Source organism: Pseudomonas aphyarum, from assembly GCF_028657055.1.
Classification (GTDB): Bacteria; Pseudomonadota; Gammaproteobacteria; order Pseudomonadales; family Pseudomonadaceae; genus Aquipseudomonas; species Aquipseudomonas aphyarum.
In genome coordinates this window covers 199860-212312 of the sequence record NZ_JAMDGS010000013.1, presented here as the reverse complement: position 1 = coordinate 212312, position 12453 = coordinate 199860, and the positions used below count along the sequence as shown (strand labels likewise).

Below are 12453 nucleotides of genomic sequence, written 5' to 3'. Positions count from 1 at the left end.
GGAGCGGGCTTGCCCACGATGGCGTCGGTACATCCAACATCAATGTTGACTGTGCCGACCTCATCGCGGGCAAGCCCGCTCCCACAGGGATGGTGATTACTTGTTGAGCAGAGTCAGGCGCTCACGCACCGCCGCTTCGATCCCCACTTCATCCAGCCCGCACTCGGCCAGCATCTGCGCCGGCTTGGCGTGCTCGACGTAAACGTCCGGCAAGCCCAGGTGCAGCACCGACTTGAGGATGTTCTCGCGGGCGAGGAATTCGCTGACCGCGCCACCGGCGCCGCCCATGATCGCGTTCTCTTCGATGGTCACCAGCAGCTCGTGGCTGTTGGCGATTTCGCGTACCAGCGCTTCGTCCATCGGTTTGACGAAACGCATGTCGACCACGGTCGCATCCAGCGTCTCGGCGACTTTCAGGGCTTCGGCCATTTGCACGCCGAACACCAGCAGGGCGACTTTGCTGCCCTGACGACGCACCACACCCTTGCCGATCTCGATCGGTTCGAGGTCTTTCTCGATGGTCGCGTTCGGGCCGGTGCCGCGCGGGTAACGCACCGCCGCCGGGCCGTTGTACAGATGGCCGGTGGTGAGCATCTTGCGCAGTTCGTTTTCATCGCTCGGGGTCATGATCACCATGCCCGGGATGCAGCGCAGGAACGACAGATCGAAGCTGCCGGCGTGGGTCGGGCCGTCTTCGCCCACCAGACCGGCGCGGTCGATGGCGAACAGCACGTCGAGGTTCTGCACCGCGACGTCATGCACCAATTGATCGTAACCGCGTTGCAGGAACGTCGAGTAGATCGCCACCACCGGTTTCGCGCCTTCGCAGGCCATGCCGGCGGCGAGGGTTACGGCGTGTTGCTCGGCAATCGCCACGTCGAAGTAGCGCAGCGGGAAACGTTCGCTGAACGCCACCAGATCCGAGCCTTCCTTCATCGCCGGGGTAATGCCCACCAGGCGTGGGTCGGCAGCAGCCATGTCGCACAGCCACTCACCGAACACGCCAGAGTACTTCGGCCCGCCGGCCTTTTTCGGCGCAGCGGCCGGGGCGTCCAGCGGTTCGAGTTTGGTGATGGCGTGGTAACCGATCGGGTCGACTTCCGCCGGGGCGAAGCCTTTGCCCTTCTTGGTGACGATGTGCAGGAACTGCGGGCCTTTCAGATCGCGCATGTTGCGCAAGGTGGCGATCAGGGTCGGCAGATCATGGCCGTCGATCGGGCCGATGTAGTTCCAGCCCAGCTCTTCGAACAGGGTGCCGGGAACCAGCATGCCTTTTGCGTATTCTTCGGTACGACGGGCGATTTCCCAGGCGCCGGGCAGGCGCGACAGCACTTTCTTGCTGCCTTCACGCATGCTCGCGTAAGTGCGGCTGGAAAGGATCTTCGCCAGATAGTTCGACAGCCCGCCGACGTTGCGCGAGATCGACATGTCGTTGTCGTTGAGGATCACCAGCATGTTGGCGTCGACTTCCGGCGCATGGTTCAGCGCCTCGAACGCCATGCCGGCGGTCAATGCGCCGTCGCCGATCACCGCAATCGCCTTGCGATCACTGTTCTGCAGGCGGGCGGCGATGGCCATGCCCAGCGCAGCACTGATCGAGGTGCTGGAGTGGCCGACGCCAAAAGTGTCGTACTCGCTCTCGGAGCGGCGCGGGAAGGCGGCGATGCCGTCCTTCTGGCGCAAGGATTCCATGCGCTCGCGACGACCGGTGAGGATCTTGTGCGGATAGGCCTGATGACCGACGTCCCACACCAGCCGGTCGTCCGGGGTGTCGAAGACGTAATGCAACGCGATGGTCAGCTCGATGACGCCCAGGCCGGCACCGAAATGCCCACCGGTCTGGCCGACCGTGTAGAGCAATTCCAGGCGCAACTCATCAGCCAGGGTTTCCAGCTCGGCTTCGCCTAACCGGCGCAGGCCGTCCGGCGTGTTCGCGCGGTCGAGCAGGGGCGTGGTCGGGCGCTTGCGGGGAATCTCATGAAACGTCGTGGGCATCAGGCGAATCGTTATAGGTATAAAAGATGCGGCAGTTTACCTGATGCATCGCCCCCTGCCCACGCGTTGGTCTTTTTTGGCTGATTAGCCTTCAGTTACGCCGATCGACGATATACCGGGCCAGATCGCGCAATGGCTCGGCAGCCGCGTCAAACGGTCGCAGCGCGTGCAGGGCCTGATCGCGCAGTTCCAGCGCGTAAGCCTTGGCGGCGTCGAGGCCGAGCAGCGCCGGGTAGGTCGGCTTGTCGCGGGCAATGTCGGCGCCCTGGCGTTTGCCGAGGGTTTCGGTATCGCTTTCGACGTCGAGGATGTCGTCCTGGACCTGGAATGCCAGGCCGATAGCCTGTGCATAAGTCTGCAGGGACTTCAGTTCATCCTTCTCGGCACGGCCGCTGGCCAGGGCGCCGAGCTTGACGCTGACTTCGATCAGCGCGCCGGTTTTGTGCCGGTGCATCTGTTCCAGCGCTTTCTGATCAAGCTTGAGGCCGACCGAACCGAGGTCGATGGCCTGACCGCCGACCATCCCGGCCGGGCCTGCCGCGTGCGCCAGCGCTGTGACCTGTTGCAGGCGGATGTCCGCGCTCAGGTCGCTCAGGCGCGGGTCGAGCAGGGCGCTGAACGCCAGGCTCTGCAAGCCGTCGCCGGCCAGAATCGCGCAAGCTTCGTCGAATTTCTTGTGGGTGGTCGGCTGGCCGCGACGCAGATCGTCGTCGTCCATCGCCGGCAAATCGTCGTGCACCAGCGAATACGCGTGGATCAGCTCAACCGAACACGCCGCGCCGTTGGCCTGTTCGGCCTTGCCGCCGAGGGCTTCGCATGCCGCGTAGGCCAGCAGCGGGCGCACGCGCTTGCCGCCGTTCATCACGCTGTAGCGCATGGCTTCATAGAGGCGCGCCAGTTCTGGCAGCGGGGCGTTGAACAGGGTTTCCAGTGCCGCGTTGACCCGCGCCTGGCTGGTGGCCGAATACGCTGCAATCATTCTGGCTGATCCGCGTCGAAGGGTTCCTCGGCGAGTTCGCCATCGCGCTCCAGCAACACCTGAACCTTCTGCTCGGCCTGGGCCAGCGCCGCCTGGCAGTCACGGGTCAGGCCGATGCCCTGCTCGAAAGCGGTCAGCGAGTCTTCCAGCGACAATTCACCGTTCTCCAGACGCTCCACCAGCGTTTGCAGGTCGGCGAGGGACTGTTCGAAATCCAGTGCAGCTTTTTTGCGGGCCATGGCGGCTAATTCCGGTTGACGTTAAACCGGCGCGACACTAGCAGATAGGGGGGGTATGGGCAAATGAGCGGGGCCTTGGATCACTCCGCGGATTTGCCTGGAAAACTGATCTGATAGCGCGTGCTGCGCCCACCGCCGGGCAGGCGTTCGAGACAACCTTTTTCCAGCAGCTCCGCCAGATGTCGGGTCGCCGTGGCCTTGGAGACTTTCGCCACGGCCTGATACTGCGCCGCGCTGATACCGTGCTCGAAACCGCGTTCACCACCGTCGAGCAGGCGGTTAAGCACTTTGATCTGCTCCACCAACAGCTCGGATTCCCGGTGTGTTTGCCAGAAGCGTGACTTGCCCAGTACGCCTTCAATCCGCGCGATGGCCTGTTGTAGGCTGCGCAGCAGGGTTTGCAGGAACCATGCGAGCCAGTCGGTGATGTCCAGCGTGGCTTTCTGGCTGGATTCTAGAATTCGGTAGTAGCCCGTGCGGTCATCGAGAATGCTGGCGGACATCGCATAAAAACGAATCGCCTGCGCTTCACCCTGAGCCAGTGCCAGATCGGTGAGAGTGCGGGTAAGACGGCCGTTGCCGTCATCGAACGGGTGCAAGGTGACGAACCAGAAATGCGCGATGCCTGCTCGCAGTAAAGGATCGAGGCCTGCCTGATGCTGACTGGCGTCGAACCATTTGAGAAAACTGTCGAGTTGTCGCTCAAGCCCTTGTCGCGGTGGCGCCTCGAAATGCACGGTCGGGCGGTCGATTCGCCCGGAAACCACCTGCATCGGCTCATCGCCGCGTAGAGCGCCGACATTGATCGCGCGCGCGAAGAATCCGTTTTCCTGTTCTGGAAACAGCCACGAATGCCATTCCAGCAAACGCTCCAGCGTCAGCGGTTCGGCGAAGCGCCGGGTCGCATCAAGCATGAGCTGCGCCAGCCCCTCGCTGCGTTGACTGACTTTGTCGCCATCGGGTAATTCCAGCCCCAGGCGCCGTGCCAGTGAAGATCGCACGGATCCGACATTCAACTGCTCACCCTCGATGGCCGAGGAGGTCACGATGTTTTGCAGCAAAGCGTCCAGCTCTGTCTGCGCACTCAGTGAACGGCTCACTGATCCCGCCATGCCCATCAATTGACCTTGTGCCTGAACACACTCGCGCAACAACGGTGACAGGCGTTCCGCCTGCCAGTTGAAGTCGGGCCAATCAGGTTGCTGCCAGATCCACTGAGTCGCCATTTATTGCTGTTCCTGAGTGCGTGAGCCGATTAAAACCGCTATTCGGCTCATTTCGTGAGCCGAATATGACGCCTATTCGGCTCATCGTCCACTGGACGCCGTGATTCCCACCGCAAATCCAGATGTATCCGATTGTTAAAAAACTGCCGAATCGCTAACCTTCGCGCCTTCTACGACCCGACAGTCACGGGTCTTTCAGACGAAACGCAGTATCGCCCACTGTGAAGCGCCGAGGATCGGGTGCAAGGTTTCGTCAGGCATGGCAGGAGGCATCACATGCGTTCACTTCTTTTGCTGCTGATCGGGTTGGCCTGCGCGCCCGCGCTGCTGGCGGCGCCGAGCGCGGAGCTGTCGGAACCGGTGGGCGGCTGGCGCTATCACGGTCTGCTCGATCGCACGGAAAACCCGCAAGTCGCCTATCCCACGCCGCCGATTGATCGCGGCATCCAGCGCAATCGCACGATGATCGAGGGTCAGCTCAAGGCCATCGGACATCTGCGCCCGCCTCATAGCCTGGCGGTGAATGGCAATCCACTGAATCTGTACACCGACGACCAGGGCCGTTTCGCCCGGCCGTATGCGTTCGGCGCCGGTTCCAACAGCGTCGAGGTGATCAGCGCCGACGGCCAGTCGCTCAAGCGCGTTCAATTCTACGAAGCCAACAATTTGCGCACGCCGGCGCGGATCCGCGTGGTGCTCGGTTGGGACGACCCTAAAGCCGAACTCGACCTGCACGTCATTACGCCTGACGGCCAGCACGCCTTCTGGGCGCGTCCGGCGATGAGCAACGGCGGCGGCCTCGATCCGGACGGCGTCGATGGCCCTGGCCCGGAAATGTTCACCATGACCGCGCCGCTGCACGGCACCTATCTGGTTTACGTCAACTATTGGGGCAACTTCGGTAACGGCGGCTATAACTTCGAGGAGACCAGCAACCAGAACGAGGTCATCACCTCGCAGATCACGCTGGTACTCAACGAAAACACCGTCGACGAAAAACGCGAAACGTTCATCGTGCCCCTGCGGGCCATCGGTGATCTGCTGCTGGTCAAGACTTTCAACTATTAAGCATCCCGCCACGGATGAACTCGGGTTCTGGAAAGATGAGCGATAACACTGCTACACCGGCCGCCGTAACACCTGCGGGCAAACCTTCCCGGCGCTGGCCGTTGCTGGCGGTCGGGCTGTGCCTGGTGGCCGGCGTGGCGGGTGGGCTCGGCTGGCTGATGCACAAGCCGAAGGCGCCGCCGGCGGAGTTGGCCAGTGACAAACTTGGCTTGAGCCGCCCGGATGCGCTGCTGGAAACCCGCTCCCTGAGCCAGTTGCCCAAGGACCTGCTGACGGTGCCGTTCCTCAAGGCCACGCTCACCGAGGATTTCGTCTTCTATTACGAAACCCACGCCGACCGTCTCGGGCTGATCGGCAGCCTGCGGCGGATCATTTACGAGCATGATCTGAAGCTGCAGGACAGCCTGATCGAGCAGCTCTTCGATCAACCGGCAGACGTGGCGTTGTGGCGTGGCGCCGACGGTCGCTTGAAGGATTTCCTGCTGGTGATGGATCGCGGCGGGCTGGCCAAAGTGCTGGAGCCGCTGGCGAAAGTCGCGCTGGATGATTCGCAACTGAGTGTGTTCAGCACCCTGAAGGTCGGCGGCGATGAAGTGCCGCTGTATCAGCTGACCTACAACGCCGGCAAATCCCTGTTGTTCGCCTCCCGTGGCGACAAACTGGTGGTGCTGTCGAATCCGACCAAATTCTACGACCCGGAAAGTGGTGCTTCCGAGGAGTCCGGCCACGTCTCGCCGCAAGCCCTCGCTGCGCTGCTCAACGGTGAAAAACTGTTCCCCGAAGCGTTCGGGCTCACGGCCAAGACACCTGAAACCAAGCAGCGCCTGTCGGTCAATTCCAGCGTTCTGGCCATGGGTTACCAGCGCTTCATCCCGAACTTCGCCGGCCTGCGTTTCGATATGGACGACAAGGGCTGGCACAGCTTCCTGGCCATGGATGAACTGGAAAACCAGCCGGACTTCGATTTCAAACCGGTCTGGCAAGCCATGCCGCTGGGCGCCAGTGCCTGCGTGACCTTGCCGGTGGCGGCCGAGCCGCAAAAACCGTTGCTGGTGAAACTCGGCGCCGAAGAAGCGGTGGCGCAGAAACTCACCGAACACGTGGCCGGCGCGGCGGGTCTGTGCTGGTACGCCGATTCGCGGCTGTACACGCCATTGCTGGTGGCCAGTCTGAACGACGAAGACAACGGCAGACTCGACGCGGATATCGGCACGTTGTTCGATTCGATGGTCGGCGCCTACGAAGGCAAGGTCGACGAGCACGCGTTCCCGGTGGTCGAGAAACAGGAAGGCCAGAGCCACCTCTGGCAGCGTCAGGTCAGCTCCAACTTCGGCCCGTACGCGGCCAAGGATGCCGAGAACCCGGACGCGATCACCGGCCGTGCCTTCATGAAAGTCAGCCTGGCGCGCCACGGTTCGACGCTGCTGTTTTCCCTCGACGACAAACTGGTCGACAAGGCCCTTGGCACCCTCGACAAGCGCTTCCCGCCGATGGCCGATGTCTTGCCGAAAGACGTGCTGATGCCGATCTACTTCGGCCCGGACTCGATGGCGCAACTGATCCAGCAGGAAACCCTCGACAGCCTGCCGCAGGACATGGAGCCGGTGTTCTACAACGCCGCGCAAACCTACCTGATCCCGAAACTGCGCACCCTCGGCGGCATGGGCAAATACGCCCTGACCTTGCCGGAAGGCAGCGAGCCTGACGGTCACTGGCAATGGCTGCCGCTGGAGTGGAAAGCGCTGTGACCGGACTGATTCGCAGCCTTGGCTTGCTGGCGCTGTTGCTCAGCACTGGCGCCCGAGCCGTTGAGGCGCCGGCCCTCGATCCGCAGCAATCCCAGGTCTTTCGCGCCTGGTTCGTGCGCATCGCTCAGGAGCAGTTGAGCAAAGGACCGAGCCCGCGCTGGTACCAGCAGGACTGCGCGGGGCTGGTGCGTTTCGCCGCCAACGAAGCGCTGAAAGTCCACGACGATAAATGGCTGCGCAGCAATGGCGTGTCCAACCGCTACCTGCCGCCGGAGCTGGACCTGAGCGCCGATCAGCGCAAGCTCGCCCAGCAATGGCAGCAGGGCGGCGGCAAGGTCGGGCCCTACGTCAACGCGATCAAACTGATTCAGTTCAACAGCCATCTGATCGGCCGCGACGTGTCCCAGGCACGACCCGGCGATCTGATGTTTTTCGATCAGGGCGACGACCAGCACCTGATGATCTGGATGGGCCGCTACATCGCCTATCACACCGGCACGACCACCCCAACCGACAACGGCATGCGTTCGGCAAGCCTGCAGCAACTCATGACATGGAAGGACACCCGATGGATACCCGACGCAGCCAACCCCAACTTCATCGGCGTCTATCGACTGAACTTTCTCTCCCAATGACCGGTGCCCGCATGCTGCGTTTACTGCCTTTTCTGTTGCTGTTAGCCCTGCCGTTTTCGGCCGTGAATGCCGAAGACACTGTGGAGCCGAGTGGCTACACGCCGGTGTCCGGTGAGAGCTTTTTCCTGCTGGCCGACAGCAGTTTCGCCGCCGACGAACAGGCGGTGGTACGCCTCGAAGCACCGGGTCGCGACTACCGCCGTTTCCGCATGGAACCGTACGGCGGCGCCGACATCCGCGTGTACAAGATCGACAAACCGCTGGACTTCCTCAAGCGCCAGAAGAACCTGCACCGCGTGGTCAGCGACGGCCAGTTCAAGGGCGAAGGCCTGTCGAACACCCTCGCGTACCTGTGGGACAACTGGTACCGCAAATCCCGTCGGGTGATGCAGCGTGCGTTCTCTTACGAGTCGCGTCAGCAAGTCACCGAAGAAGTGCCGGAACTGAAAATGGGCAACGCCATCGCCGCGCCGACGCCTTACGACGCGCAACCGCAGTTTGCCCTGATTCCGGGCCTGCCGGTGGTCAGCCAGTTCCGCTATCCGCTGTGGCAGGCCAAGCCGATCCAGCCACCGACCGGGGTGAATTTGGCCGGGTCTTCCAGCGAGTTCGTCAGCGTTGCGCCGGGTAATGTGTACATCCCGCTGGGCAACCTGAAACCTGGCCTTTATCTGGTCGAAGCGCTGATCGGCAAGTACCGCGCGACCACCATGGTGTTCGTTTCCAACACCGTGGCGGTGAGCAAGATTGCCGGTGATGAATTGCTGGTGTGGGCCGCGCGCAAACACGAAGGCAGCTCGGTGCCGAAGGTCAATGTGCTGTGGACCGACGGCCTCGGCGTGATGAGCAGCGGTGCCACTGATACCGATGGTCTGCTGCGCCTGAAACACGTCAGCCCGGAGCGTTCGTTCGTGATCGGCGAGGACGAAGAGGGCGGGGTGTTCGTCTCGGAAAACTTCTATTACGACAGCGAAATCTACGACACCAAACTCTATGCTTTCACCGACCGGCCGCTGTATCGCCCGGGTGATTGGGTGTCGCTGAAAATCGTCGGCCGCGAATTCAAGAATGCGCGGGATTCGGTGCTGCCGGGGGCGGCGGACGTCAATGTCAGCGTGCTCGATGCCACCGGCACCGAGTTGCAGCGTCTCGATCTGAAGCTCGATTCCAAGGCCGGCACCCAAGGCCGTTTCCAGTTGCCGGACAACGCCGTGGCCGGTGGTTACGAGCTGCGTTTCAACTACAAGGATCAGGCCTACAGCAGCGCGTTCCGGGTGGCGGAGTACATCAAGCCGCACTTCGAAATCTCGCTGAATCTGGCCAAGCAGGATTACCGCACCGGCGAACCAGTGAAGGGCAGCCTGGTGCTGCTGTACCCGGACGGCAAACCGGTGGCCAACGCCAAACTGACCCTGAGCCTACGCGCCCAGCAACTGTCGATGGTCGACAACGAACTGCAATACCTCGGGCAATTCCCGGTGGAGCTGACCAGCACCGAACTGACCACCGACAGCAAGGGCAACGCGACCCTCGACCTGCCGGCCGCCGACAAACCGAGCCGCTACATGCTCACCGTGTTTGCCAGTGATGGCGCGGCGTATCGGGTCAAGACCACCAAGGAAATCCTCATCGACCGTGGCGCCGCCAGCTTCCGCCTGACCGCGCCGCAGCGCTTCAGCGCGGTCGGTGACAAGGTCGCGTTCAGCTACGCCAACGAGGGCGGTAGCGTGCAGGCGCAAGCCGTTGTGCCGAGCAGCTACAACTGGGTGCGTCTGGAAGACCAGACCACCGGCGAAGGCAAACTGGCGGCGAAGGACAAAGGCTTCAGCGTGGCTTTCGAGCGCCCGGGCACCTACAACCTGTCGCTGAAAGATCAGCACGGTCGAGTGCTGGGTGCGACTGGTCATTCGGTCACCGGCGATGGCGTCAAGGCTGTGCCGGGCACCGTGGAAATCGTCCTCGACAAACCCGAGTACAAGGCCGGCGACGAAGCGCTGGCGCTGATCACGTTCCCGGAGCCGGTCAGCGATGCACTGCTGTCGCTGGAGCGTGACAAGGTCGAAGCCACCGCGCTGCTGGCCAAGGGCGGCGACTGGCTGAAACTGGAAAAACTCAGCGACACCCAATACCGCGCACGCATCCCGGTGAAGGACAACTTCGCGCCAAACCTGACGTTCTCAGTGCTGTACACCAAGGGTGGTCAGTACAGCTTCCAGAACGCCGGGATCAAGGTGGTCGCGCCGCAGATCGACGTGGCGATCAAGACCGACAAAGAGACCTATCAGCCGGGCGATACCGTGACGGTCGACCTGACCACGCAGTTCGCCGGCAAGGCTGTGCCAGCGCACCTGACAGTCAGCGTGGTCGACGAAATGGTCTACGCGCTGCAACCGGAAGTCGCGCCGACCATCGACCAGTTCTTCTACCACCCGCGCCGCAACAACGTGCGTACCAGCGCCAGCCTGTCGTTCATCAGCTACGACGTGGCATTGCCGGGCAGCCCAGGCGCACCGGGCAAGGCCAACCGCAGCGAACGCGGGGTGAAAGTGCTGGAGCGGCCGCGCCGCGAAGACGTCGATACCGCCGCGTGGCAGCCAGAGTTGCTGACCGACGCCGACGGCAAAACCCGTTTCACCTTCAAGATGCCTGACTCGCTGACCCGCTGGCGCATTACCGCGCGGGCGATTGCCGATGACGGTCAGGTCGGGCAGAAGAAACAGTTCGTGCGCTCGGAAAAGCCGCTGTACCTGAAGTGGAGCGGCCCGAGCAAATTCCGTAAGGGCGATCAGCCGCAACTCGGCGTGTTCGCGTTCAGCCAGGCCGAAAAACCGGTCAAGGCCGAGCTGGTGACGCACTACGCCGGCGCCGAACAGCGCCTGCCGGTGACGCTCAACAACGGCATCAACTACCTGCCGCTACCGGCCTTCGCATTGGCCACCGGCGAATGGACCGCCGAGCTGGTGCAGGACGGCAAGACCGCCGATGCCTTGGCTGTGCGCCTGACCGCCACCGGCGAAGGCTGGCAAGTGACGCAGACCCAGAGCCTCGACGTGGCCAGTGGCGACACGCCGCTGAGCCTGCCGGCAGACGCCACCGATATTCGCCTGCGTCTGGATGACAGCCCGCAAGCGCTGTTCCGTTCGGCCCTCGACGATCTGCTGAGCTATCCGTACGGCGGCGTCGAGCAGACCGCCAGCCGCTTGCTGCCGCTGAGCATCGCCTATCCGTCGCTGGCGTCGAGCCCGCAGATCCGCGACCGCTTGCGTCTGATCATGCAGAACAGCCGTTTGCGGCTGGTGCAAATGGCCGGGCCGTCGGCGAGCTTCACCTGGTGGGGCTTCGATGGCGAGCCGGATGCGTTCCTCACCGCTTACGCTTATTACGCCGACTGGAATGCCAGCCAGGTGCTGGATCTGACCTTGCCGCCGGAGCACTGGCAGCGGGTGCTGGAGGTCTACGCCAAGCAGGCGCCGAACACACCGTTGCTGCAGCGGGCGCTGATCCTGTCGTTCGCCAAGCAGATGCATCTGCCGGTCAACACGCTGCTCAGCGGTTTGATGGAGGATCTGGCCAAGGCCGGGGAAGGTAATGCCGAAACCCTGATGGACGACGGCGAAGACAGTCTGGTGATGGGCGATCCGGATTCGGCGCTCGGTCTGGCGGCGGCGCGGGTCTTGACCGCATCGCTAGCCACCCAGTCGAAAGTCGCTTTGCCGGACGCGTTCAATCGTCAGCTGGGCGCTGCGCAACGGCGCTTGTCGGTCAGTTCGCAGCCGTTTGCCGAAGCGCTGAACCTGTCGCTGCAACCGTTCGATCAGGCTCGCGCGACAGCGTTGCTGCAACGCCTGTTGCCACAGCAATCGACCCTTGAACGTGCGCTGGCGCTGACCTGGCTGCAACGCAGCATCGCCCAGGCGTCGCCGACCATCGCGCTGGCTCCGGGCGAAGGGTGGAAGAAAAACTACGGCGCGACCGGCGAGATGTACTGGACGTGGCAGGGGGCTGCGCCGGTGCCGACCGTGTTGACAGTGTCGGGCACTCAGGAGCGTCCGCTGCGTGCCGCACTGAGCTTCCAGACTCAGCAACCAGCGGTCGATCCGATGGCGGTGACCATCACTCGTCGCCTGTCGCGTCTGGTGCCGGGTGATGAAGCGTTCACCTTCAAACTGGAGCCGGTCGGCAGCAAGCCGTTGTCGAGCGACAGTCTGTATCTGGACGAAGTGATCCTCACCAGCAAAGCGCCGAAACCGCTGCGCTACGGCATGCTCGAAGTGCCGCTGCCACCGGGCGCGGATGTCGAGCGCACCACGTGGGGCATCAAGTTGCAGGGCAAGGACGGCACCGAGCCGACCGCGCTGGAAAAAGCACGGTTCGAGCCGGGCCAACTGGCCTACGCGGTGCCCGTGGATGCGTTGAGCGGTGAGTTGCGTCTGCGGCATCTGGTGCGCTTCTCGCAGAAGGGCCAGTTCAACCTGCCGCCGGTGCGTTTCACTCAGGTCTACGCGCCGCAGCATCAGGCCAGGGAAGCGAAAGCGGCCCTCGGTCAGGTCACGGTCAACTGAC

The 12453-nt window shown here is 62.9% G+C and carries 8 protein-coding genes; 4 read left to right on the top strand and 4 right to left on the bottom strand.

The genetic code is table 11. The annotated features are described in order from the left end of the window. Nucleotides 1–96: 96 nt before the first annotated feature. From dxs to M5G18_RS20240, 4 genes are all read right to left on the bottom strand, one after another. Entirely contained in the window at nucleotides 97–1995 is a 1899-nt protein-coding gene (dxs, locus tag M5G18_RS20255) for a 1-deoxy-D-xylulose-5-phosphate synthase (RefSeq protein ID WP_273897673.1), read from the bottom strand. A gap of 91 nt (nucleotides 1996–2086) precedes the next feature. Next, on the bottom strand, nucleotides 2087–2974 hold the full coding sequence (ispA, locus tag M5G18_RS20250; RefSeq protein WP_273897674.1) for a (2E,6E)-farnesyl diphosphate synthase: 888 nt from the start codon (nucleotides 2972–2974) through the stop codon (nucleotides 2087–2089). After that, nucleotides 2971–3213, bottom strand: coding sequence for an exodeoxyribonuclease VII small subunit (locus M5G18_RS20245; RefSeq protein WP_007894317.1), 243 nt, complete (start codon nucleotides 3211–3213; stop codon nucleotides 2971–2973). The genes ispA and M5G18_RS20245 overlap by 4 nt, the downstream gene beginning before the upstream one ends. An 80-nt stretch (nucleotides 3214–3293) precedes the next feature. Then, nucleotides 3294–4439: a Fic family protein gene (locus M5G18_RS20240; RefSeq protein ID WP_273897675.1), complete on the bottom strand. Its 1146-nt coding sequence runs from the start codon at nucleotides 4437–4439 to the stop codon at nucleotides 3294–3296. 276 nt (nucleotides 4440–4715) lie between these two features. On the opposite strand from M5G18_RS20240, the gene M5G18_RS20235 reads away from it, so the two are divergent. The 4 genes from M5G18_RS20235 to M5G18_RS20220 are packed head-to-tail and all read left to right on the top strand — an operon-like array spanning nucleotide 4716 to nucleotide 12452. Next, on the top strand, nucleotides 4716–5507 hold the full coding sequence (locus tag M5G18_RS20235) for a YfaP family protein (protein WP_102716662.1): 792 nt from the start codon (nucleotides 4716–4718) through the stop codon (nucleotides 5505–5507). A 35-nt stretch (nucleotides 5508–5542) separates the two neighbouring features. Continuing rightward, nucleotides 5543–7255 (top strand): DUF2138 domain-containing protein, encoded by a 1713-nt coding sequence (locus tag M5G18_RS20230; RefSeq protein WP_273897676.1) that lies wholly within the window; start codon nucleotides 5543–5545, stop codon nucleotides 7253–7255. Beyond that, on the top strand, nucleotides 7225–7890 hold the full coding sequence (locus M5G18_RS20225) for a DUF1175 domain-containing protein (RefSeq protein ID WP_273897677.1): 666 nt from the start codon (nucleotides 7225–7227) through the stop codon (nucleotides 7888–7890). The genes M5G18_RS20230 and M5G18_RS20225 overlap by 31 nt, the downstream gene beginning before the upstream one ends. Next, nucleotides 7887–12452 carry an alpha-2-macroglobulin family protein gene (locus M5G18_RS20220; protein ID WP_273897678.1) on the top strand — a complete coding sequence of 1522 codons (4566 nt, stop codon included), beginning with the start codon at nucleotides 7887–7889 and terminating at the stop codon, nucleotides 12450–12452. Before M5G18_RS20225 ends, M5G18_RS20220 begins: the two co-directional genes overlap by 4 nt. The last annotated feature ends 1 nt before the right edge of the window (nucleotide 12453 follow it).